The 22,390-nt window shown below is 71.0% G+C and carries 20 protein-coding genes and 1 pseudogene; 8 read left to right on the top strand and 13 right to left on the bottom strand.

What is annotated here, in order from left to right; all coding sequences use genetic code 11:
- Positions 1-28 precede the first annotated feature (28 nt).
- Positions 29-676, bottom strand: a pseudogene (locus tag LXM64_RS01130) (DUF998 domain-containing protein); the annotation flags it as partial.
- 287 nt (positions 677-963) lie between these two features.
- A complete protein-coding gene (locus LXM64_RS01135) occupies positions 964-1,872 on the bottom strand; it encodes an aldose 1-epimerase family protein (protein WP_234074272.1) in 909 nt (302 codons plus the stop codon).
- Positions 1,873-2,106: 234 nt separating this feature from the next.
- Between LXM64_RS01135 and LXM64_RS01140 the strand changes: the two genes are divergently transcribed.
- Positions 2,107-4,242 carry a DEAD/DEAH box helicase gene (locus LXM64_RS01140; protein WP_234074273.1) on the top strand — a complete coding sequence of 712 codons (2,136 nt, stop codon included), beginning with the start codon at positions 2,107-2,109 and terminating at the stop codon, positions 4,240-4,242.
- A 58-nt stretch (positions 4,243-4,300) separates the two neighbouring features.
- Here the strand turns inward: LXM64_RS01140 and LXM64_RS01145 are convergent, their stop codons facing one another.
- Positions 4,301-5,368, bottom strand: a complete 1,068-nt coding sequence (locus LXM64_RS01145) for an Rv2578c family radical SAM protein (protein ID WP_234074274.1) — start codon at positions 5,366-5,368, stop codon at positions 4,301-4,303.
- Between the two features lie 108 nt (positions 5,369-5,476).
- Here LXM64_RS01145 and LXM64_RS01150 point away from each other — a divergent pair, with 108 nt between their 5' ends.
- From LXM64_RS01150 to LXM64_RS01160, 3 genes are all read left to right on the top strand, one after another.
- Positions 5,477-6,442 (top strand): M15 family metallopeptidase, encoded by a 966-nt coding sequence (locus LXM64_RS01150; RefSeq protein WP_234074275.1) that lies wholly within the window; start codon positions 5,477-5,479, stop codon positions 6,440-6,442.
- A 36-nt stretch (positions 6,443-6,478) separates the two neighbouring features.
- Positions 6,479-7,651, top strand: coding sequence for a hypothetical protein (locus LXM64_RS01155; protein ID WP_234074276.1), 1,173 nt, complete (start codon positions 6,479-6,481; stop codon positions 7,649-7,651).
- Between the two features lie 161 nt (positions 7,652-7,812).
- Positions 7,813-8,976, top strand: coding sequence for an acyl-CoA dehydrogenase family protein (locus tag LXM64_RS01160; protein WP_234074277.1), 1,164 nt, complete (start codon positions 7,813-7,815; stop codon positions 8,974-8,976).
- A 104-nt stretch (positions 8,977-9,080) separates the two neighbouring features.
- Here LXM64_RS01160 and LXM64_RS01165 read toward each other — a convergent pair whose 3' ends face one another.
- From LXM64_RS01165 to LXM64_RS01210, 10 genes are all read right to left on the bottom strand, one after another.
- Positions 9,081-9,218, bottom strand: coding sequence for a hypothetical protein (locus tag LXM64_RS01165; protein ID WP_234074278.1), 138 nt, complete (start codon positions 9,216-9,218; stop codon positions 9,081-9,083).
- Positions 9,200-9,442: an ECF transporter S component gene (locus LXM64_RS01170; protein WP_234074279.1), complete on the bottom strand. Its 243-nt coding sequence runs from the start codon at positions 9,440-9,442 to the stop codon at positions 9,200-9,202. Before LXM64_RS01170 ends, LXM64_RS01165 begins: the two co-directional genes overlap by 19 nt.
- A 21-nt stretch (positions 9,443-9,463) precedes the next feature.
- Positions 9,464-9,643: a hypothetical protein gene (locus LXM64_RS01175; RefSeq protein WP_234074280.1), complete on the bottom strand. Its 180-nt coding sequence runs from the start codon at positions 9,641-9,643 to the stop codon at positions 9,464-9,466.
- Positions 9,640-10,494, bottom strand: a complete 855-nt coding sequence (locus LXM64_RS01180) for a siderophore-interacting protein (RefSeq protein WP_234074281.1) — start codon at positions 10,492-10,494, stop codon at positions 9,640-9,642. The genes LXM64_RS01175 and LXM64_RS01180 overlap by 4 nt, the downstream gene beginning before the upstream one ends.
- Before the next feature lie 23 nt (positions 10,495-10,517).
- Entirely contained in the window at positions 10,518-11,333 is an 816-nt protein-coding gene (locus LXM64_RS01185) for an energy-coupling factor transporter transmembrane component T (RefSeq protein ID WP_234074282.1), read from the bottom strand.
- A complete protein-coding gene (locus tag LXM64_RS01190; protein WP_234074283.1) occupies positions 11,330-13,078 on the bottom strand; it encodes an ABC transporter ATP-binding protein in 1,749 nt (582 codons plus the stop codon). The genes LXM64_RS01185 and LXM64_RS01190 overlap by 4 nt, the downstream gene beginning before the upstream one ends.
- A 47-nt stretch (positions 13,079-13,125) precedes the next feature.
- Entirely contained in the window at positions 13,126-13,707 is a 582-nt protein-coding gene (locus tag LXM64_RS01195; RefSeq protein WP_234074284.1) for a TetR/AcrR family transcriptional regulator, read from the bottom strand.
- Between the two features lie 4 nt (positions 13,708-13,711).
- Positions 13,712-14,260 carry an ECF transporter S component gene (locus LXM64_RS01200; RefSeq protein ID WP_234074285.1) on the bottom strand — a complete coding sequence of 183 codons (549 nt, stop codon included), beginning with the start codon at positions 14,258-14,260 and terminating at the stop codon, positions 13,712-13,714.
- Between the two features lie 62 nt (positions 14,261-14,322).
- Positions 14,323-15,297: a pirin family protein gene (locus LXM64_RS01205; RefSeq protein ID WP_234074286.1), complete on the bottom strand. Its 975-nt coding sequence runs from the start codon at positions 15,295-15,297 to the stop codon at positions 14,323-14,325.
- On the bottom strand, positions 15,294-15,587 hold the full coding sequence (locus tag LXM64_RS01210) for a GNAT family N-acetyltransferase (protein WP_137418303.1): 294 nt from the start codon (positions 15,585-15,587) through the stop codon (positions 15,294-15,296). Before LXM64_RS01210 ends, LXM64_RS01205 begins: the two co-directional genes overlap by 4 nt.
- 134 nt (positions 15,588-15,721) lie before the next feature.
- Between LXM64_RS01210 and LXM64_RS01215 the strand changes: the two genes are divergently transcribed.
- The 4 genes from LXM64_RS01215 (at position 15,722) to recQ (ending at position 22,308) form a co-directional block, all read left to right on the top strand.
- The gene (locus LXM64_RS01215; protein WP_234074287.1) at positions 15,722-18,331 is read left to right on the top strand and encodes a DEAD/DEAH box helicase; all 2,610 of its coding nucleotides are present in this window, start codon (positions 15,722-15,724) and stop codon (positions 18,329-18,331) included.
- 49 nt (positions 18,332-18,380) lie between these two features.
- Positions 18,381-19,544 carry a glycoside hydrolase family 3 N-terminal domain-containing protein gene (locus LXM64_RS01220; protein ID WP_234074288.1) on the top strand — a complete coding sequence of 388 codons (1,164 nt, stop codon included), beginning with the start codon at positions 18,381-18,383 and terminating at the stop codon, positions 19,542-19,544.
- A 33-nt stretch (positions 19,545-19,577) separates the two neighbouring features.
- Positions 19,578-20,123, top strand: coding sequence for a DUF1697 domain-containing protein (locus LXM64_RS01225; RefSeq protein WP_234074289.1), 546 nt, complete (start codon positions 19,578-19,580; stop codon positions 20,121-20,123).
- Between the two features lie 208 nt (positions 20,124-20,331).
- Positions 20,332-22,308 (top strand): DNA helicase RecQ, encoded by a 1,977-nt coding sequence (gene recQ, locus LXM64_RS01230; protein ID WP_234074290.1) that lies wholly within the window; start codon positions 20,332-20,334, stop codon positions 22,306-22,308.
- The last annotated feature ends 82 nt before the right edge of the window (positions 22,309-22,390 follow it).

Genomic DNA, 22,390 nt, shown 5'->3' on the forward strand with positions numbered 1-22,390 from the left:
CGGCCAGAGCACTGAGGAACACGCCCGACCAGCCGAACATCGCGCTGAAGGCGATGACCTCGAACAGGGCGAGGTTGATCGTGCCCGCGACGAAGACCCAGGCTCCGGCGAACAGGCCGACGAACACGAATCCCGTCGTGAGCACCAGTCGCTTCGGGAAACGGTGCATCATGAACGGGCTCGTCAGGAGGAGTCCCGCGAAGCCGAGGACCATCGCGGCGGCGACCCGATCGTGGACGAATCCGTTGGTCGTCAGCGGCACGCATCCCACCAGGGCGAGGTTGGCGCCGACGACGGAGAAGAGGATGCGGGCGGTCGTCGCCGTGCCGCGGCGCACACGCGTCCCCTCCAGCGGACGGAGCTGACGCGCGGCGGCGCGTGCGAACAGCAGCACGGTGGAGCCGCCGAGGATGAGCGTGCCGTTGAAGAACATCGCCGACGCGTCGCCGTACGTGCCGAGCTCGCTGAAATGCAGCCGCCACCACTGCGGATTCGTCGTCGTCGCGATGGAGATCCCGAGCCCGGTGAGCAGGATCGTCAGCGCCAGCACGGCGAGAGGCAGTGCGTCCGCCCGCAGGAGCCCGGCCACCGCCCGGTGCAGCCGCACGCGCGGTGGCGTGGGGTCTGCCCCGCTGAGGCTCGAAGCAGGAAACGACGCGAATACGGTACGCAGCATGCGGGTACCCTCCACCCAGACGGACACCGATCCAGCCGGTGGAAACGTGGAGCCCCTTGCACGCACCGGCTGGCGAGCAGCTCAGCCGGTCGGCGTCGCCGCAGCGGCCGAAACCGCTGGGGTCAACGATATCCGTCGGAGGTTACCGACAACCCCGATGCGTGTTACCGGCGGACGCGGAACGGAGCGTTCGTCTGTGCCGACCGAGCATCCGTTCGTCGAGCGAGCATCCGATCGTGTGCTCACTCGACGAACGAATGCTCACTCGCGGGGCTCAGTCAGGCGTTTCAGGGGCGTGTGAGGGAGATGCCCCACTCGAGTTCCCACGTCTCACCGGGCTCGAGCCAACGCAGATCGCGGCCCGAGTTCAGAGCGTCGGCCGGGGCGGTCATCGGCTCGATCGCGACAGCGACCTCCTGGCCCGGGTAGCGGTCGGTCGTGAAGACCTGCAGGTACTCGAACCCGGCGCCGGCCCAGAGCTCGAGGCGGCGGCCGTCCGGGGCGTGGAGCACGCCGCGAACGCGGCCGTCCGCACCACGGCGGAGCGTCGAGTAGGCGGTGTCGAGCGTGAGGTCTCCGACCCGGCGCGGGGTGCGCAGGTCGCGCGCCGCGTCCACGGGCTCCTCCGCGATCGGCAGGTTGCGCTCGTCGAGGCGGAACCACGTCGCCGCGTCCACCTCGAGGCGCAGCTCTGCGGTGGGCACGTCTGCGATGCAGAGGTACGGATGCGTGCCGAGCGCGACAGGTGCCGCATCCGCTCCGACATTCGTGATCTGGTGCAGGACGTCCAGGCCGTCGTCGGTCAGGGCGTAGGTGACGCGGGTGGCGAGATGGAAGGGGTAGCCGGTCTGGGGGAAGACATCGGCCTCGAGCGTCACGGCGTCGGTCTCGGCGCCTACGACCCGGTACGGGGCGAAGCGCAGGAGCCCGTGCGAGGCGTTGCCGAGCTTGGGCTCGGTGAGCGCGAGCTGGTAGTCGGTGCCGCGCTGCGACCAGCGCCCGTCGCGCACCCTGTTGGGCCAGGGCACGAGGACGACCCCGGATGCGGCGGGCGTCGGTGCGGTGTCGGGATAGTGCGGAACGAGGTCGACCCCATCGATCCGCAACGCCCGCAGGGAGGCCCCGACCTCGGTGATCTCGGCCGATCCGTTCGACGACGACAGGCGGTGACGGACTCCGGTCGGATCGGCGCTCATCCTCCCAGCGTAGTCACGTGAGGCACTTTCCCAGCCGTGTGGGTTACTCTGGAATGTCGGCTCTGGACACCGCGTGGTGCGCGGATGGGTTTGTGAGTCCATGGGGCCGATGGTGAGCGCCGCTCGGCGCACATGACCATCATCGAAAATGGCCCCGGCCGACGGTAGTCCGGGTATGCCCGCGTTCTGAGCGGGTGCTGTTCTCGTGCGAAGAGAACCCAGGAAGAATCACCCATGCCCAAGAACAAGAAGCCCGCCGGCGGACGTCCGGCCAAGAACTTCGAGCCCCGCTACGGCACGAAGACCTCGTTCCAGGACCGCAAGCGTCGTCCGGGCGAGTCCTCGGCCGGCTCGACCGGCTCCAAGAGCCCCAACCACCGCGGCTACCGTGAGGATGCCGCTGAGTCGGCCCCCAAGCGCCGGTGGACCGCCGCTGAACGCGCCGGTCGCGACGAGGCCCGCGGCATCCGCGAGGGTCGCCCCGCCCGGTCGTTCGACGACCGCCCCGCCCGTCGTGACGGCGAGCGCCCCGCGCGTTCGTTCGACGATCGTCCCCGTCGTTCGTTCGATGACCGCCCGGCGCGCTCCTTCGACGACCGTCCGCGTCGTTCCTTCGATGACCGCCCGGCTCGTCGTGACGGCGAGCGCCCCGCGCGTTCGTTCGATGACCGTCCGCGTCGTTCGTTCGATGACCGTCCGGCGCGCTCCTTCGATGACCGTCCGGCTCGCCGTGACGGTGACCGTCCGGCGCGTTCGTTCGACGACCGCCCCCGTCGTTCGTTCGATGACCGTCCGGCTCGCCGTGAGGGCGAGCGCCCCGCGCGTTCGTTCGACGACCGTCCGCGTCGTTCCTTCGACGACCGTCCGGCGCGTTCGTTCGACGACCGTCCCCGTCGTTCGTTCGATGACCGTCCGGCTCGCCGTGAGGGCGAGCGCCCCGCGCGTTCGTTCGATGACCGTCCGGCCCGTCGTGACGGTGACCGTCCGGCGCGTTCGTTCGACGACCGTCCCCGTCGTTCGTTCGATGACCGTCCGCGTCGCTCCTTCGACGACCGCCCCGCGCGCCGCGAGGGCGGCAGCCGTTCGGACTGGAATGCGACGGCCGCCAAGGCGCACGACCAGCACGTCGACGTCGTGCACGAGCGTCTCGAGGCCGAAGCCGTCCAGGCCGAGACCATCGAGGGGCAGGGCTTCGGTGAGCTCGGTCTCGGTCAGAACATCGTGAAGGTGCTCGCCGAGCTCGGCGCCCCCAGCCCGTTCCCGATCCAGTCCGCGACGATCCCCCCGATCCTCGAGGGGCGCGACGTGCTCGCCCGTGGCCGTACCGGCTCCGGCAAGACCATCGCCTTCGGCGCGCCGCTGGTCGAGCGCATCCTGCGCGCGCAGGCGGGCACCCGTCGCGAGTTCGGCCGCCGACCCAAGGCGCTCATCCTCGCGCCCACGCGTGAGCTCGCCCTGCAGATCGACCGCACCGTGCAGCCGATCGCCCGCAGCGTCGGCCTGTTCACCACGCAGATCTACGGCGGCGTGCCCCAGGCGCGCCAGGTCGGTGCGCTCAAGAAGGGCATCGACATCATCATCGGTACCCCCGGTCGCATCGAGGACCTCATCAACCAGGGCAAGCTCGATCTGTCCGAGGTGCAGGTCTCGGTGCTGGACGAGGCCGACCACATGGCGGAGCTCGGATTCGCCGAGCCCGTGCAGCGCATCCTGCGTCTGACGGGCGAGGGCAGCCAGAAGCTGCTGTTCTCCGCCACGCTCGACCGCGAGGTCGCGGCCCTCGTCGACGAGTTCCTCGTCGACCCTGCCGTCTACGAGGTCGCGGGTGAGACGCAGGAGACCGGAACGATCGACCACCGCGTCTTCGTCGTCGACCACCGCGACAAGGCCGAGCTGCTCGCATCCCTCGTGGACCGCGACGGCAAGACGCTCGTCTTCTCGCGCACCCGCGCGTTCGCCGAGATGCTCGTCGAGAACTTCGAGGATGCCGGCATCTCCGCCGTCGCCCTGCACGGAGACCTCAACCAGGCCAAGCGCACGCGCAACCTGCAGCGCCTGACCGACGGCAAGGTCAACGTGCTGGTCGCCACCGACGTGGCGGCGCGCGGCATCCACGTCGACGACATCGACCTGGTCATCCAGGCCGACGCTCCTGATGAGTACAAGACGTACCTGCACCGCTCGGGCCGCACCGGCCGCGCCGGCCGCAGCGGTACCGTCGTCACCCTGGTGCCGCGTCAGCGCCGCCGTCGCATGACGGAGCTGCTCTCGCGCGCCGAGATCGACGCGCCGTTCGAAGAGGTGCGCCCCGGCGATGACGTCGTCGAGGAGGTCGCCGGGCGCCAGCTCGCCGACGTCGCCTCCGCCTGACGCCGAGTCGCGCAACGCCCCCTCGCCCCGTGCGAGGGGGCGTTGCCGCGTCTGGGGCTCAGAACAGCCGCGCCGGCTGCGGCGCCGGACCGGTGGTGCGCACGGATGCGGCGGCCGGCGCCGCACGCGCGCCCGGGGCGACAGGACGCGCACGCACCGGCTCCTCCTCGTCGCGGCCGTCGAGCCCGTGCACCCGCAGCAGCGGTCGCACGCGCCGCGCGAGCCACTGGCGGTACGCCTTCGGGGCGCTCACCGACGCGCCCGGATACAGGCCCAGGTAGCTCGAGACGAGCTCCGGATGCTCACGTCGCAACCACGCCATGAACCAGGGCTTCACGCCGGGGCGCAGGTGCAGAGCGCCGTAGACGACGCGGATCGCCCCCGCCGCTCTGATCCGCCGCAGTGCGTCGTCGAGTGCCGCGATCGAGTCGGTCAGGTGCGGCATCACGGGCATGAGGAAGACCGTGACGCGAAAGCCCGCATCCGTCGCCGCGCGCACGGTATCGAGGCGGGCTTGTGCCGTCGGCGTGCCCGGTTCGACCGAACGCTGCAGATCGTCGTCGAAGAGGGCGATCGACATCGCGATGGACACCGGGACCTGCTCGTGCGCCCGCTGCAGCACCGGCAGGTCGCGGCGCAGCAGCGTCCCCTTCGTCAGCAGGGAGAAGGGGGTTCCGGATGCGGCCAGCGCGTCGATGATGCCGGGCATGAGTCGGTAGCGCCCCTCTGCACGCTGGTACGGGTCGGTGTTGGTGCCGAGGGCGACGTGCTCACGACCCCACGAGCTGCGGGCGAGCTCTCGCTCGAGCACCTCGGCGATGTTGACCTTCACCACGACCTGGGTGTCGAAGTCCCGACCCGCATCGAGGTCGAGGTACGTGTGCGTGCCGCGGGCGAAGCAGTACGTGCAGGCATGGCTGCACCCGCGGTACGGGTTGATGGTCCAGTCGAAGGGCATCGCCGACGAGCCGGGAACGTGATTCAGCGCAGAGCGTGCCGCGACCTCGTGGAAGGTCATGCCGGCGAACTCCGGCGTCGTCACCGAGCGCACGAGCCCCTCAAGCCGCTCCATCCCGGGCAGCGCCGACGCATCCTCCTCGCCGACCTTCTGACCGTTCCACCGCATGACGAAAGTGGAACAAAGATTCGAGTGGATGTCAACTCTTCGTGAAAAAGATTCGCACGGGAGTCTGATCCGACTCGCCGGCTGTGCAGGCGGGAGGCACAATAGAGCGTGATCTCCACCGCGTCACCCGAGACGCTGACGTCGCGCCGCGCTGCGCGCGTCGCGTCCGGGCGCCTCCGCCGCCGTCGCGTCGCGGTCGCGTGCGCGGCGGTGGCCGGCGTCGTCGTGGCGGCCCTCTGGGTCAGCGCTCTCCTCGGGGGCGCGCCGGTGGCCGCTCCCGGCGCGCAGGCGGGGCCGCCGGTCGCGCAGAGCATTCCCGCGCCGGTCTTCACCCGGGCACCTGCTGCCGCATCCATCTGCGACGACCCGGCCGTCGCCGCGGCGGTCGCGGCCGGCGACGACGAGGCCGTGATCGTTGCCGCCGGTGGGGGGATGTCCTTTCGTGAGGCCGTCGTTTCCGGAACCGCGCCCTGTATCTCGCTGTCGGACCCTTCCCGCCGCTGGGTCGTCGTCAACAAACAGCGGCCCCTGAACCCGCTCGATTACGAGCCGCAGGGCATCGTGCAGGTGCAGGGTCTGAAGACGTTCAACGCCGGGGTGCTCCGCCAGGACGCCGCCGCAGCGCTGCAGCAGATGGCGGAGGCCGTCGAGACGGCCGGTGTCGGTTCGCTCGGGCAGCTCAGCGGCTACCGCTCCTACGACACCCAGGTGACGACGTATCAGGAGAACGTCGCGCGCGGCGGGCAGGCCGAGGCGGAGGTCTCCAGCGCGAAACCCGGTTTCAGCGAGCATCAGCTCGGGCTCGGGATGGACCTCATGCCCTGCGGCAGCGGATGCGGCACGCTCGACGACTTCGGTGCCTCGCCCGAAGGGCAGTGGGTGGCCGCGAACGCCTGGCAGTTCGGTTTCATCGTGCGGTACGAGCAGGGGTACACGCCCGTGACCGGGTACGAGGCGGAGCCCTGGCATCTGCGCTACATCGGACCCGAGCTGGCGCGCGCCTACCACGAGGGCGGCTGGCACACCCTCGAGGAGTTCTTCGGCCTGCCCGCAGCCCCCTCCTACACCAGCTGACGCGGCTCACCGCATCCGGAGACCTAGCATGGAGACATGATCCGCCTTCTGTTCTTCGTGGGGGCGGGGATGGCCCTCGGCGCTCTCGTGGTCTCGGAGATCGGCCCACCCGGGGCCGGCGAGATCACCTTTCCTCTCGGGATGGCCCTGGCGGTCTTCAGCGGCATCCTGATACTGATCGCAAGGGCCACGCGAGGAATGCCGGCCGCGTCGACCGCAGACCTCGACACGGCGCGATCCGAGGGCAGGATGGCCCTCGCACGCATCGACGCGGTGACCCAGACCGGCACATTGATCAACGACCAGCCGGTGTGCGATCTCGACCTCAGCATCCAGCCGCTGGAGGGTCCCGCGTATCGCGCGCGCGTCCGCCAGATCGTGCGGCTCATCGACATCCCCGGGGTTCAGCCGGGGAGCCTGCGCGCGGTCGCACTGCTGAGCGCGGACGGTGCAGACGTGGCGATCGCCGACGATGACGTCACCCAAGCGCCGTACGCGGGAATCCGCATCCCCCCGCAGGCCGAACTCGGCGAGCCCCGCCTGCCCGAGCCCGGGACGGTCACGCTCAAGGGGCGGCGGCGCGGACCGCTGATCGGCGTCGGCCCGAAGGGAAGAGGAGCGCGGTTCGTCCTGTTCGCCGTCGCGTTCCTCGTCGCCGGTGCATCGGTGGCCTTGCCCTACCCGACAGCGGTCGCGCAGACCATCACCGCGCTCGGGGAGGGGCGGGTCACCGCGGATCTCCGCCGGCCGGAGGTCACCGCCGACGCGGTCGCGGCCCTCACCGCCAAGATCGGGCACGATCGGGTGGTCAGTATCTCCGTGGATGAGGACGTCATCCTCATCGATGCCCCCGTGACGCCCGGCTCCACCGACACCGATCGCTGGGAGTACCGCCGCGGTGAGGTGACCCGCGACGGTCCGGCGCCGTCGCAGCCGGATTCCGCCGCCGAGCAGTTCTCGCTCGACGAGGTGTCCTGGCCCGGGCTGTGGACCGCGATGCAGACGGCCGCCGACGCAGAGGGCATCGACAGTCTGAGCGGCGTCGCACTGCGGCTGGAGCGGGCGGCCGACAGCGACATCGATTCGCCGACGTTCGGGCAGCACGCGGGGCCGGTGCGCGCGCGTTTCTGGTTCGACGGCGACTACCGCTCGGTCTTCTACGACGTCGCCCCGGACGGTACGGATCCGGCGCGCACCGAGGGTCGCTGACCCGCTGGAGGGCCTCCACAATCGCGACACTCGGTTTCGGGTTGCGTGGGATGCGATTCCACAGCGTGGTGTGCTCCGGCCGCATCCGCCGGTTTAGGATCGCGTCAGGCGATGGCGCCGCAGCGTGTCGACGCAGGCGCCCCGAGATGGAGGAGACGTCCGTGGAACGCGACATCTACGACGAGGATCACGAGGCCTTCCGGGAGATCGTGGTCGAGTTCATCAAGCGCTACGGCACGAACGCCCGGCGCGAAGCGTGGGATGCGGCCGGTGAGATCGACCGCGAGACCATGAGGGCCGCCGGCGACGCCGGGATCATCGGGCTGTCGGTTCCCGAGGAGTTCGGCGGCGCGGGAATGCTGCAGGACTACCGCTTCCGTGCCGTGGTCAACGAGGAGGTCATCAGAGCCGGGCTCGGGTCGCTGGCCGGTGCCTTCGGCATCCAGGACGACCTCGCCGTGCCGTACCTCGCTCACTTCGGCACGCCGGAGCAGAAGCAGAAGTGGCTGCCCGGCATGGCCACCGGTGAGGTGATCGGCGCGCTCGCCATGACCGAGCCCGGTGCGGGCAGCGATCTGCGCGGTATCTCGACCGTGGCGAAGAAGGTGGACGGCGGGTGGATCCTCAACGGCGCCAAGACGTTCATCTCCTCCGGCGCGACGGCGGACCTCGTCGTCACCTTCGTCAAGACGGGCGAGGGCAACCGCCCCGACGCGTTCAGCCTCGTGCTCGTCGAGAACGGCATGGAGGGCTTCGACCACGGCAAGAAGCTGCACAAGATGGGCTTCGCCGGGCACGACACCGCGGAGCTGTCGTTCACCGACGTCTTCATCCCCGACGAGAACCTCATCGGGGGCGAACCCGGTCACGGCTTCGTGCAGCTCATGCGCAACCTCCCGCTCGAGCGACTGTCGATCGGCGTGGCCGCGGCCGCTGCTGCCGAGGCGGGCCTGCGCTGGACGCTCGAATACACGAGCAGCCGGGAGGCGTTCGGCCACGCGATCGCCGACTTCCAGAACACGCGCTTCCGTCTGGCCGACATGGCGACCACGGTCGACGTGCTGTGGGCCTACGTCGACCGCGCCATCGCCCTCTACGGCGAGGGCAAGCTCACGCCGGAGGAGGCAGCCAAGGTCAAGTTCTGGACGACGGAGCGCGAGTGGGAGGTGCTCGACGCCGCCGTCCAGCTGCACGGCGGTTACGGCTACATCCTCGAGTACCCGGTCGCCCGCGCGTTCGTCGACGCCCGCGTGCACCGCATCTACGGCGGCACGAACGAGATCATGCGCGAGATCGTCGCGCGTCAGGTGACCGGCCGGAAGTAGCCCCGGCGGCGTCCCCGCGCCACCCGGTGTTCGCCTGTCACAGATCGACGCGCTCGCGTCGATCTGTGACAGGCGAACGAGGCGGGTTGGGCCGATCTCCGTGGTCAGCGGGGCCGGCGGCGGGCGAGGCGTGCGACGCCCGCGCGCCGGAGGGCATCGGCGATCACGACGCCGATCGCGGTGCCCGCCAGGCAGCTCGCGATCGTGAGCGCGAAGAAGCCGATCATCGCGGGCAGCGGCATGGTCCACAGGTCGAAGTACTCGGCTGCGAACAGCGGATAGACACGCCGATGATGAGAGCGCCGGCGACGTGCAGCCAGGTGCTCCATGAGCGGTACAGCACCAGCAGGAACGGCAGCTCGGCGAAGAACGCCCACCACAGGTTGGTGCCGATGTAGGGCAGCACGACGACCCCCGAGATGAGGCCCACGAGAAGGCCCACACCGGGGCGCTGCAGCAGCCGCAACGCGATGGTCGCCGGAAGCAGTCACATCCCCGCCAGCGCCACCGACGCGAACGGGACGACCGCGAAGAGCAGCGTCGACAGAGCGGTCACACCCCACAGCACCACGCCGCCGGCGACACCGATGGCGGCGCAGGTCAGCAGCACCAGGGTCGGGATGCGGCCGCGAGCCGTTCGCGGCGCCTCGGCGGACGGGGCGCTCACGCGTCGACCTTCGCGGACTGCGACGCGGAGCGAGCCGCCCCCAGCCGCCAGTACCCGATGAAGCTGATCGAGGCCTTGTCGAGGCCCCGGGCCACGAGCGCGCGGCGGGCGGACGTCGGCAGCGACTGCTCGCCGACGATGAACGCGTGTGTGCCCTCCGCCTGCAGAGGGATCTCCTCGAGGGCGGCGAGGGCGAGGGCGCCGGGACGGGTCTGCGCGTCGCGGACGAGCCACCGCACCTCGACGCCCGCGGGGGCGTCGAACGCGAGCGCGTCGGCCTCGGACGGCACCTCGATCAGGGCGACGCCCGTCGCGTTCACCGGCAGCGACGCGCACACTCCGGACACCGCGGGCAGTCCCGTCTCGTCCGCGGCGAGGATCACCCGATCGACGCCGCGTCCCGGGTCGAACCCGAGCCCCTCGTCGATGATCACGACGCTGTCACCAGGGCGTGCGGATGCGGCCCACCGCGACGCGGGGCCCGCGTCGGGTCCTGTGCCGTGCAGCACGAAGTCGACGTCGATCTCCGCGCCGGCGTCCGCGGTCGCTGCCCGATACGCGCGCACGGTGTAGTTGCGCATGACGGGACGCAGCCCGTCCGGGATGCGCAGGTACTTCAGGTACCCGAGCAGCTTGTTCGCCTTCGCGGGGATCCGATCCAAACCCTCGTCGCCGCCGACGGGGAGGAAGATGCGGAACCACTGGTCGTAGCCGAGCGGGACGAACCGGTCGATCTCGCCCTCGCCGAGCGTCACCCGCATCCAGTGTTCGCTGAGGCGTGCGGTGCGGAGCACCCGCAGATGCAGGAGGTCGGGGGAGGCGGGTTTCACGAGGCGGGAGAACCGAGCCATGCGGAGCCTTTCTGTCGAAGGGGTCAGGCGCCGGCCCACGGGCGCACGATGATGAGGACCGCCGCAGAGACGGCCCAGAACGCGAGGACGAAGACGACGTCGCGGATGCGGAAGGGCACCGGATGACGCTCGGTGCGGTCGGGGAAGGCGCCGAACGCGCGCGCGTCCATCGCGAGGGCGACGCGCTCGGCGTGCCGGATGGCACCCGCGAGAAGGGGGACGATGTACCCGCCCCAGCGGGCGATCGCGGCGAAGGGCCCCCGCCCGCCGTGCGATCCGCGCACCCGGTGCGCCTGCCGGATCACCTCGAGTTCGTGCGCGAACCGCGGGACGAATCGGAATGCGGCGAGAGCCGTGTAGCCGATGCGGTACGGCACGCGCAGCTGCTGCACGAGCGATCGGGCGAGATCGGCTCCCGAGGTCGTGAAGCCCGCCGCCAGGGCGAGCGCGAGGATCGCGATCAGGCGCAGCGCCGTCGCGAAGCCGATCGCGAGTGCGCCGGAGAACAGCCGCCACTCGCCGATCTGCAGCACGAGCGGCGTCGTGTCGACCTGGGCGGCATCCGTCCACACGGCGAAGCCGCATCCGAGCACGAGAACGGCGGCCGGCAGCGCCAGGAACAGTGTGAGCATCACCTGGCGCGTTGCCCGCGCGCCCACGAGCAGCAGCGCGTAGGCGAGGGCGAGGAACACGAGCGGAGTGGTCGTATCGCGCACGAAGACCAGCGCGAGGCTCGGCGGGATGATCGCCGCGAACTTGGCGAGGGGATTGAGCGCGTAGAGGAAACGGGCCCCGGATGCCGCTGCGGGAGCCGCGAACGGGTCGATCGTCGCCGTCATGGCAGATCCGCCAAGCGCACGACTCCGTCGAGGGCGGGATGGCCCTCCAGCTGCGCGAGCGCGCGCCGCAGCGGCGGCGGACGCAACCCGGCTCGCTCGATGAGCGCCGCGTCGGCGAACACGTCGGACGTGCGGCCGGATGCGGCGACGCGCCCCTCGTGCACGACGACGACGTGATCGGCGTACTCCGTCACGAGCTGCATGTCGTGCGTGACCACGAGCACCGTGGTGCCCGCCGCGTTGAGCTCGGCGAGCAGGGCGAGCAGCTCGTCCGCACGCGCCCGGTCCTGCCCGAAGGTCGGTTCGTCGAGTGCGAGCACCGGCGCGCCGGCCACGAGGGCCGTACCGACCGAGAGACGGCGCTTCTGACCGCCCGAGAGCAGGAAGGGATGCGCCTGGGCACGCTCGACCAGGCCGAACCGGGTGAGCAGCTCGTCGGTGCGACGGCCGACCTCCTCGTCGGCGAGCCGCTGCCGCCGCAGGCCGTGCGCGATCTCGTCGGAGACCGTATGGGCGATGAACTGGTGCTCCGGATTCTGGAACACGAAGCCGATGCGGGCGGGAAGCGTCCGGGCGTCGGCGCGGCCGACGTCGGTCCCTGCGACCGTCACGGTGCCGCGCGGGGGGACGACGACTCCCGCGATCGCCTGCAGCAGGCTCGTCTTTCCGGCGCCGTTGGCTCCGACGATCGCGACGAAGGAGCCCGCGGCGACGCTGAGCGACACATCGTGGAGCACCTCGGTACGCCCGCGCCGCAGGGTGAGCGAGCGCACCTGCACGATCGGCTCGCGGACCGCGCGCGGCGCGGTGCCCGCCGGCACGATGTGTGCGACGGATGCGGGTGCAGGCTGCGCCTCGAGCGCCGCGCGCAGCTCATCCGGGCTCAGGGGCAGCGGCTCCATCCGGTACCCCGCGGCCCGCAGCCGGAGCGCCGCGAGGGTGGAGGTCGGCAGCCACACGCCGAGCTCGTGCAGCTCGTCCGCGCGCGTACGCAGCACATCGTCGGCAGCCCCATCCGCGATGACCGCGCCCGCCGCATCCAGCACGACGACGCGATCGATCAGCGGCACGGCCGCATCCAGGTTGTGCTCGATCAGCAGGATTGCGCGATCGCCGGCCGCGACCAGGTCGGCGAGCGTCGCGTACACCTCCTCGATGCCCCGCGGATCGAGGTTGGCCGTGGGCTCGTCCAGCACCAGGAGAGGGGAGCCCATGGCGAGGGCAGCGGCGATCGCGAGGCGCTGGCGTCCGCCGCCGGACAGGCGGTCCGGGTTCTCGTGCCGACGGTCCCAGAGTCCGACGCGGCGCAGGGCGTCTTCGGCGCGGCGGAGCACCTCATCGACGGGCAGGCGCAGGTTCTCGGGTCCGAAGGCGACTTCGTCCAGGAGCGTGCCGGTGACGAGCTGGGCATCGGGATCCTGGAACACCATCGCCACCTGCGTGCTCAGCTGAGCGACCGAGGCGTCACGGGTGTCCAGGTTCCCGGCTCTCACGCGACCGGCGACCTCGGCCGGGATGTCGTGGGGGATGAGCCCGTTCAGCGCCAGAGCCAGCGTCGACTTGCCGGAACCGCTCGGCCCCAGCAGCAGCACGACCTCGCCGGGATCGATCCGGAACGAGACGGATGCGGGAGAGGGACGCGTCGCTCCCTCGTGGGTGATCGAGAGGCCGTCGACCTGCAGGAGGGGTGCGCGGATGCCGGATGCGGCGGACGGAGCGTCGCGATCGGCGGAGGCAGCGGGCACGGAGGATCCAGAGTTCGGACGGGCGGGTCCTCCCAACTTAGCCTAACCTAACTCGGCTTCTCCAGGAGCTCGTCGATACTGCGTTCGTAGGCCGCCGTCAGCTGCGCCGGTCCCATTCCGCACAGGAGCGCGAACTGCAGTCCGCGCCACTCGGCGACGACGCGCGTCGCGGCGAGCTCGGCCGCATCCGGAGTCCACCCCTCGGCGACGAACACCGCGCGCACGCGGCCCGCCCATCCCGTGCCGAGGTGCGAGAGGAACTCGTTCCAGCGTTCGGGATCGCCGAGCGCGACCGCGAAGCGGTGGAAGAACATCACCAGGTACGGCCGGTTCTCGGGGGCGCCGATGTCCTGCCACGCCCGCAGCAGGCGTTCCCGCAGCGGGACGTCGTCGGCGGCAAGGCGCTCGAAGACGGCGGCGAGGTACGGGAAGCGCTCGATCGCGATCTCGGATGCGGCCTCCAACAGCCGCTCCTTCGAACCGAAGTAGTACAGCAGCATCCGGTTGTTGGAGCCCACCGCGCGTGCGATGCCCGACAGGCTGAGATCGATGAGGCCGTTCTCGAGGATGAGGTCGGCCACGAGCTGCGCGAGCCGGCGGCGTTCCGGGCTGTCGGCGCCGTCGGTCATCGACTCAGCGCCCGCCGCGCACGACGCCCGCGCGACGCAGTCCGATGCCGACCCAGAGGCCCACGGCGGTCCAGGCGACGGGGGCGAGGACCGAGATGGCGAGGTAGGCGACCTGCGCCCAGATCGGAAGCGTCTTCAGGTGCGCGGCGAAGAACACCGCGGCGGCGATGATGACGCCGATGACGAGCGCCGACACGAAGAAGCGCCATGCGCGCCACGACCGGTACCGGGTCGCGGCGGCGACCACCTCCTGGATGCCACCGAACAGCACGGCCGTGCCCAGGAACTGCAGTGCGTACTGCGGCGCGGTGGCGCTGGAGACGAGGGCGGCCAGCAGATGCGCCAGGAGCGCGACGCCGGGTCGGCGCAGCACCTCCTGCGCGATGATGCCGGGCAGCACGTGCACGCCCAGGAGCAGGCCGTACAGCGGCGGGACGAATCCGAGGAGCGGCACCGTGGCCCAGCCCGCGATGCCGCCGAGGATGCCCGTGGCCACACCGATCGCGGCGCAGACGAGCAGCACGCGCGTCGACAGAACGGAGGTGCGGGCCACCTCCCCAGACTATCGGCGACAGGGCGGCCTGCGGCCCGGAGCGGCCAGGAGAACTCCGGTGCTCAGAGCCGGCGCCGACGACGCGTCAGACGCACGGCCGGCAGCGGGGGCGCGGGGACGCGTTCGTCGCCGTGGCCCACGACGTGCGCGAAGCGCGCCGAGCCCGACTCCCACTCCTCGCGGGCCGCCACGATCTCGTCGTGATCGCGCCCGACGAAGTTCCACCACATCACGATCTCGTCCTCGAACGGTTCGCCGCCCAGGAGGAAGAGGGTGGCGTCCTCGTCGCTCGAGATCTCCACCTCGCCGCGCGCGCGACCGAGATACAGCAGCTGCAGCCCGACCAGCTCGGTGTGCGCGGCATCCGCCGTGTGCACACGCGGGGTCCCCGCGACGCCGACTAGCGCGTACTCCCAGTCCGCGCGCAGCGGCAACGTGACGCGGGATTCCCCGGGCACGCGGATCTCGGCGCCCACGATCGGCGTATAGGCGGATGCGGGTGAGCGCACCTCCGCCAGTTCTCCCATGACGACGGTGGCGCTGCCGCCGCCGTCCAGTGCCAGCTCGGGAAGGTGGGCGTGCTGCTCGAAGGCGGGCTCGCCGTGGCGACGCGAGTCGGGGAGGGCGATCCACAGCTGCAGGGCGTCGAGGGGGATCGGGTCGTCGGTGACCGAGTACTCGGAGTGTGCGATGCCGCGTCCGCTCGTCATGAGGTTGAGCTGGCCGCGGGAGATCAGCACGTCGCTGCCGATGCCGTCACGGTGGCGGACCTCGCCCACCAGCGGCCAGGTGACCGTCTGCAGCCCGATGTGCGGGTGCGGCTCCACCCGCATCCGCACCTGCTGGGGGCCGAAGCGATCGAGGAAGCACCACGCGCCGACCATCGGCAGCTCGCGCTGCGGAAGGGCCCGGTGCACCTGCATCGCGCGTACTCCGCCCAGGGGCACCTCCCGCGCGTCGAGCACGACGGCGCGGGGGCCGTCGCACTCGACCGACTGCTCGAGGCTCTCCTCGGCGTCAGCGTCGAGTCGGGTCATGGCCAGGCGACCTTGAGACCTGGGACCTCGTGCTCGCGCAGGTACTTCGCCACGAACGGGCAGAGTGGCACGATCGTCTCGCCGCGCTTCGCCTCATCCTCGAGCGCGCGTTCGACCAGGATGCTGGCGACGCCGTGGCCTTTGAACGCGGGGTCCACCTGGGTGTGGGGGAACACCGTGCGACCCTCCTCGTCCGTGTAGAAGGCGGTGAAGCCCGCCGGCACGTCATCGAGGAAGACCTCGTACCTGTCCTCGCCGCGTTCGACGCGCACGTTCAGCTCATCCGACATGGCTCTCCTCTGCTCGCGTGCTCCCACGCTAGCCGCGGGCGGGCGGTCCCGGGCTGCGTCATCCGCAGAGAATGCGTGCGTCGCTTGACGAGCACGACCCGCCCGACGCCGCCGGCTTCGGGCAGACTCGAGGGATGACCGCATCCCTCACCGAGCTCGCCCGCGCCGCCGGGGACGATGCGGATGCGCTGTACGACGCATTCGGAGACTGGACCGTCGGTCGGGGCATCGAGCTGTACCCCGCGCAGGACGAGGCGGTCATCGAGCTCGTCTCCGGCCAGAACGTGATCCTGTCGACGCCGACCGGCACCGGCAAGTCGCTCGTCGCCGTCGCCGCGCACGCCGTGAGCATCGCGCGGGGAGGCCGGAGCTACTACACCGCGCCCATCAAAGCTCTCGTCAGCGAGAAGTTCTTCGCCCTCGTGGACATCTTCGGGGCGGAGAACGTCGGGATGGTCACGGGCGACTCCTCGGTCAACCCGGATGCGCCGATCGTCTGCTGCACGGCCGAGATCCTGGCGAACCTGGCACTGCGGCACGGAGCGGATGCGTCGGTCGACCAGGTCGTGATGGACGAGTTCCACTTCTACGGCGAGCCCGACCGGGGCTGGGCGTGGCAGGTTCCGCTCCTGCTCCTGCCGCGGGCGCAGTTCCTGCTCATGTCGGCGACCCTCGGCGACGTGACCGGGATCGCCGCCGACCTCACCCGTCGCACGCAGCGTCCGACCGTCGAGGTGACGGGTGTGGAGCGCCCCGTGCCGCTGCACTTCTCCTACGCCCGCATCCCGATCCAGGAGCAGGTCGAGAAGCTGCTGGAGGAGAACGAGGCGCCGGTGTACATCGTGCACTTCTCGCAGGCCCAGGCCATGGAGCGCGCGCAGGCGCTCGCGAGCGTGAAGGTGGCCACGCGCGCGCAGCGCGACGAGATCGCGGAGGCCATCGGCGGCTTCCGCTTCACGACGGCGTTCGGCAAGACCCTCTCGCGTCTCGTGCGCGCGGGGATCGGTGTGCACCACGCCGGCATGCTGCCGCGTTACCGGCGTCTCGTCGAGACGCTCGCGCAGCGGGGCCTCCTGCGCGTGATCTGCGGCACCGACACCCTCGGTGTGGGCATCAACGTGCCGATCCGCACTGTGCTGCTGACGGCGCTCACCAAATTCGACGGCATCCGGATGCGGCAGATCACCGCGCGCGAGTTCCATCAGATCGCGGGCCGCGCCGGCCGTGCGGGCTACGACACGGCCGGAACGGTCGTCGTCATGGCCCCCGAGTGGGAGATCGAGAACGAGCAGGCGCTGCGCAAAGCGGCGGGCGACGCCGCCAAGCGCAAGAAGATCGTGCGCAAGAAGGCGCCGGCAGGTGCCGTGAACTGGGGCGAAGGCTCGTTCGAGCGGCTCGTCCAGGCGGTGCCCGAACCCCTGGTGCCGCAGATGCAGCTGACGGCGGCCATGCTCATCAACGTCATCGCCCGCGGCGGCGACGTCTTCGCGCACGTGCGCTCACTCGTCTTCGACAACCACGAGCCCCGCGCGCGCCGCTACGAGCTCGCGCGCCGCGCGCTCGCGATCTTCCGCACGCTCGTCGCCGCCGACGTCGTCGAAGTGGCGGACGGCCGCATCCGGCTGACGGTCGATCTGCAGCCGAACTTCGCGCTCAACCAGCCGCTCTCGCCCTTCGCGCTCGCCGCCATCGACCTGCTCGATCCGGCACCTCCGGCATCCGCCGTGCCCGCATCCGCCGCCGCTCCCGTCGGAGAAAGCGACGAAGGTCGGAGTATCGACGGTGAAACCTCCGACATCGGGCCGGATCTCCGACCGGCGCGCACCGCGGGATCGGGTCACTATGCGCTGGATGTGGTCAGCGTGATCGAGGCGACCCTCGACGACCCGCGTCCGGTGCTCGCGCAGCAGGAGTTCAAGGCGCGCGGCGAGGCGGTCGCGGCGATGAAGCGCGACGGGCTCGACTACGACGAGCGGATGGCGGCGCTCGAGGAGATCACCTATCCGAAGCCCCTCGCCACGCTGCTCGGCGAGGCGTTCGAGGTGTTCGCCTCGAGTCAGCCGTGGGTGCGCGACTTCGAGCTGCGACCCAAATCCGTCGTCCGCGACATGTTCGAGCAGGCGTTCTCGTTCGCGGAGTTCGTCTCCTGGTACCAGCTCGGCCGCAGCGAGGGCCTCGTGCTGCGCTACCTGAGCGACGCGTACCGTGCGATTCGGCAGACCGTGCCCGCCGAAGCGCGAACCGAGGAGCTGCTGGACGTGATCGCCTGGCTCGGCGAACTCGTGCGGCAGGTGGACTCGAGCCTCGTCGACGAGTGGGAGCGGCTCGTGAACCCGGCGGAGGAGGCGGGCGAGCCCGTCGTTCCCCCCGCACCTCCCTCCGTCGTGGCGAACCGTCGCGCCTTCATCGTGCTCGTGCGCAACGAGATGTTCCGGCGCGTGCAGCTCGCGGCTCTCCAGCGCGACGACGACCTCGTCGCGCTGGACCCGGATGCGGGTTGGCCCGACGCCCTCGACGCCTACTACGACGAGCACGACGCCGTCCTCACCGACGCCGGTGCGCGCTCGCCCGCGCTCTGCACGATCGACGAGTCGGACGCGGCCGGCGGGCTCTGGCGCGTCGAGCAGGTCATCCACGATCCGGAGGGCGACCACGACTGGCGCATCCGCGCGGTCGTCGACCTCGCCGCATCCGCCGAAGAGGGTGCCGCGCACGTCGGCGTGACGGAGGTCGTGCGCCTGTAACCGGACGCAACCCCGGACTCGTCCAGGCGGTTTCGGCCACACTGGAATGATGCGCAAGACGATCACGGTTCGCGCGCTTGCCGTTCTCGCCGCGGTGGCGGCGCTCGCGGGATGCTCCACCACACAGGCCACGCCGACGGCCGCGCCCTCGACCCAAAGCCCCACGCCCACACCGACTCCGACGCCCGACCCGGTCGATGGGCTCACGCTGGAGCAGCGCGTCGGGCAGTTGTTCATGGTCGGAACCCCCGCCGACGCCCCCGACCCCACGGCGCTCGCCGCGATGGCCGACCCGGGCGTGGGCGGGCTCTTCCTGCGCGGACGTTCCTCCGCGGGCGCGGCGGCCACGGCATCGCTCGTCGCGCAGTTCACGGCGGTCGAGCCGGCGACCGGCCCCCGCACCTGGATCGCGACGGACCAGGAGGGCGGGGACGTGCAGGTGCTCTCGGGAGACGGCTTCGAGCCCATGCCGACGGCGCTCACGAGTGCGCAACGCGACGACGCGACGCTGCGCGCGGATGCCGAACGGTGGGGCGCCCAGCTGCGCGCGGCGGGGGTCGACATGAATCTCGCGCCCGTGGCCGACATCGTCACGAGCGCCGACACCGCACGGCTGAACCAGCCGATCGGCATCTACAACCGCCACTACGGCTATGACGAGGCGACCGTCGACGACAAGGCGGGCGTCTTCGCCCAGGGGATGCGGGAGGCCGGCGTTCTGCCCACGATCAAGCACTTCCCGGGGCTCGGCCGGGTGACCGGAAACACCGACTACGCGGCCGATGTCGTCGACAACGTCGTCGGCGCGGATTCGCCGGACGTGAACGTCTACCGCACCCTTCTCGACGAGGGGCCGGCCGCGGTCATGATGGCCACCGCCGTCTATCAGCGCATCGACCCCTCGATGCCCGCGGCGTTCTCCGAACCCGTCGTGACGGGCTTGTTGCGCGACGGGCTCGGATTCGACGGCGTCGTGATGACCGACGACATCTCGGCCACGGCGCAGGTGGAGCGCTGGGCGCCCGCGGACCGGGCGGTGCTCGCCGTGGACGCCGGTGTCGATCTGCTGCTGCTCTCCGCCGACACGTCGGTGTTCCCCGAGATGTACCAGGCCGTGCTGCAGCGGGCCAAGACCGACCCCGCGTTCGCCGAGAAGGTGGATGCGGCGGCCGGCCGCATCCTGGAGCTGAAGGAGACGTTCCCCGGCGAGTGACGGGGGATGCGGGATCGGGCGCGGCGGGCCACAATGGGCCGGGTGCCGACGTATCTCGGGTTTCTCCGCGCCATCAACCTCGGAGCGAAGCGGGTCTTTCCCAAGGGCGACATCTGCCGGGTGGTGTCCGAACTCGGCTTCGAGGACGTCACCACGCACCTCAACACCGGCAACGTCAGGTTCTCGACGCGGATGCGTTCGCGCGCCCGGATCGAGGAGGCGCTGGAGCGCGCGTTCCACGCCGACCGTGGCTTCGACGTGCCCACGATCGTCTTCTCGACCGACGAGTTCGCGCGGATCGCCGACGACGCGCGGGCGCTGAGCGATGCCCGGCCGAACCTCGCGCGGCACTACGTGTACCTGCTCAAGGACGAGCTCGCCCCCGAGCAGGCGGCCCTCGTGGAGGCGACCAGCGGCGACAAGGGTGAGATGGTCGTGTCCGGCCGCGCCGCGCACGCCCTGCTGGGCCCCGGGTACAACGACGGCACGGTCGACCCGCTCTCCGCCGCGAAGATGCTCGGCATCGCGACGAACCGCAACCTCAACGTCGTCGGGGCCCTCGCCGATCGCTGGTGCTGACCGCGGCGAGTCTCCCCTTTGTCCGGCGCGGCACCAGGAGCCGGCCCGCCGGGGTGCTGCGTGTCTCAGGGGCGCCGGGGGGTGCTGCGTGTCTTAGTTGTGCATGTTTTGGGGGCTTTGGGCGTGAACGGGTGAGACACGCAGGGGGAAGACGGGGCGAGGACGCCACCGCGGCGAGTCTGTCGGCGGGGCTGGTTACCCTGGGAGGGTGAGCTCGCCGCATCCGTCCTCGTGGGACGTCCCACCGGATGACTGGGCGCCGCCGGAGGACGAGCCGCCCTACGATCCGTACGGCGAGAGCGGGTGGGCGCCGCCGGACGACGGCTGGGTGCCGCCGGAAGACGCTCGCGCGGCCGCGCCGCGCCGCGACTTCGCGGGCCAGGACCCGCGGGCCGTGCTCCACGAGGTCTACGGCTACGACGCCTTCCGCGGCGACCAGGCCGACATCGTCGATCACGTCGTCGGCGGGGGCGATGCGATCGTGCTCATGCCGACGGGAGGTGGAAAGAGCGTCACCTACCAGGTGCCGGCGCTCGTGCGGCCGGGGACGGGGCTCGTCGTCAGCCCTCTCATCGCCCTCATGCACGACCAAGTCGAAGCGCTGCTCGCCAACGGCGTGCGCGCCGCCTACCTCAACTCCACCCAGCTGCCCGGTGAGCGGCAGAGCGTGGAACGCGCGTATGTCGCGGGCGAGCTCGACCTGCTCTACGTCGCCCCCGAACGACTGAACCTGGCCGCCACCACAGCGCTGCTGAAGCGTGGCCGGCTGAGCGTGATCGCGATCGACGAGGCGCACTGCGTGTCGCAGTGGGGCCACGACTTCCGCCCCGATTACCTCGCCCTCGGCGAGCTGGGCGCCCTCTTCCCGGGCGTCCCGCGCATGGCGCTGACCGCCACGGCGACGCGCGCGACCCACCGCGAGATCACGGAGCGGCTGGCACTCGGCGACGCCCGCCACTTCGTCGCGAGCTTCGACCGACCCAACATCCAGTACCGCATCGAGCCCAAGGTCGATCCGCGCCGCCAGCTCGCCGCCTTCATCCGGTCGCAGCCGGAGGGGTCCGCCGGCATCGTGTACGCGCTGAGTCGCAAGAGTGTCGAGCAGACCGCCGACTACCTGCGTGCGCAGGGGATCGATGCGCTGCCGTATCACGCGGGCCTTCCGGCTGAGACGCGGGCGGCCAACCAGTCGCGGTTCCTGCGTGACGACGGCGTCGTGATGGTGGCGACGATCGCCTTCGGCATGGGTATCGACAAGCCGGATGTGCGCTTCGTCGCCCACATCGATCTGCCGAAGTCCGTCGAGGGCTACTACCAGGAGACGGGCCGCGCGGGCCGCGACGGCGATCCCTCCGTCGTCTGGATGGCGTACGGGCTCGGCGATGTCGTGCAGCAGCGGCGGCTCATCGACCAGAGCCCCGGCGACCGCGCTTTCAAGATCCGGATGGGCCAGCACCTCGACGCCATGCTCGCGCTCTGCGAGACCGTCGAGTGCCGCCGGCAGAACCTGCTCAACTACTTCGGTGAGCAGGCCGACCCCTGCGGCAACTGCGACACGTGTCTCACGCCGCCCGAGATCTTCGACGGCCTCGTGCCGGCGCAGAAGCTCCTGTCGACGGTCGTGCGCCTGCAGCGAGAGCGGAACCAGTCCTTCGGGGCCGGCCAGATCATCGACATCCTGCGCGGCGCCGACACCGACCGCATCCGTCAGCAACGGCACAACGAGCTCGCGACGTACGGCATCGGCGCAGACCTCAGCGACCAGGACTGGCGCAGCATCATCCGGCAGCTCCTCGCACGCGGCGTGCTCGTCGCGCGCGGCGAGTACGGCACCCTCGCGCTGGGCGACGAGGCCGGCGGCGTACTGCGCGGTGAGACTCCCGTACGCCTGCGGCGCGACGTGATCGGCCGCCCCGCCGCCGCGCCCCGGGCGCGGCGGGCCGCCGCATCCGACGCCGTGGCCGAGGGGGATCGCGCACTGTTCGAGTCCCTGCGCGAGTGGCGCGCGCAGACCGCACGCGAGCAGGGCGTCCCCGCCTACATCGTCTTCGGCGACGCGACCCTACGTGCGCTCGCCGAGCACCGTCCGGGCTCTCTCGCCGACCTCGACGGCATCACCGGCATCGGCGCCAAAAAGCGCGATGCGTACGGCGAGGCCGTGCTCGAGGTCATCGCTGCGGCCTGACCCACCCTCTCGCCGGACGGGTCCGCATCCCTTCCACAGGAGAATTCTCCCCATCAGGACGATTCGCCGGGAATCGTCCTGC

This window comes from Microbacterium binotii (assembly GCF_021398715.1).
In the GTDB taxonomy this organism is placed as follows: Bacteria; Actinomycetota; Actinomycetes; order Actinomycetales; family Microbacteriaceae; genus Microbacterium; species Microbacterium binotii_A.

Excerpts from the sequence above, each read along its gene's own strand:
- LXM64_RS01145 (WP_234074274.1), bottom strand. The coding sequence starts at position 5,368 with ATGCGGTGGAACGGTCAGAAGGTCGGCGAGGAGGATGCGTCGGCGCTG.
- LXM64_RS01215 (WP_234074287.1), top strand. The coding sequence starts at position 15,722 with ATGACCGCATCCCTCACCGAGCTCGCCCGCGCCGCCGGGGACGATGCG.
- LXM64_RS01185 (WP_234074282.1), bottom strand. The coding sequence starts at position 11,333 with ATGACGGCGACGATCGACCCGTTCGCGGCTCCCGCAGCGGCATCCGGG.
- LXM64_RS01140 (WP_234074273.1), top strand. The coding sequence starts at position 2,107 with ATGCCCAAGAACAAGAAGCCCGCCGGCGGACGTCCGGCCAAGAACTTC.
- LXM64_RS01155 (WP_234074276.1), top strand. The coding sequence starts at position 6,479 with ATGATCCGCCTTCTGTTCTTCGTGGGGGCGGGGATGGCCCTCGGCGCT.
- LXM64_RS01135 (WP_234074272.1), bottom strand. The coding sequence starts at position 1,872 with ATGAGCGCCGATCCGACCGGAGTCCGTCACCGCCTGTCGTCGTCGAAC.
- LXM64_RS01220 (WP_234074288.1), top strand. The coding sequence starts at position 18,381 with ATGCGCAAGACGATCACGGTTCGCGCGCTTGCCGTTCTCGCCGCGGTG.
- LXM64_RS01165 (WP_234074278.1), bottom strand. The coding sequence starts at position 9,218 with ATGCCGCTGCCCGCGATGATCGGCTTCTTCGCGCTCACGATCGCGAGC.
- LXM64_RS01225 (WP_234074289.1), top strand. The coding sequence starts at position 19,578 with ATGGGCCGGGTGCCGACGTATCTCGGGTTTCTCCGCGCCATCAACCTC.
- LXM64_RS01205 (WP_234074286.1), bottom strand. The coding sequence starts at position 15,297 with ATGACCCGACTCGACGCTGACGCCGAGGAGAGCCTCGAGCAGTCGGTC.
- LXM64_RS01210 (WP_137418303.1), bottom strand. The coding sequence starts at position 15,587 with ATGTCGGATGAGCTGAACGTGCGCGTCGAACGCGGCGAGGACAGGTAC.
- LXM64_RS01180 (WP_234074281.1), bottom strand. The coding sequence starts at position 10,494 with ATGGCTCGGTTCTCCCGCCTCGTGAAACCCGCCTCCCCCGACCTCCTG.
- LXM64_RS01195 (WP_234074284.1), bottom strand. The coding sequence starts at position 13,707 with ATGACCGACGGCGCCGACAGCCCGGAACGCCGCCGGCTCGCGCAGCTC.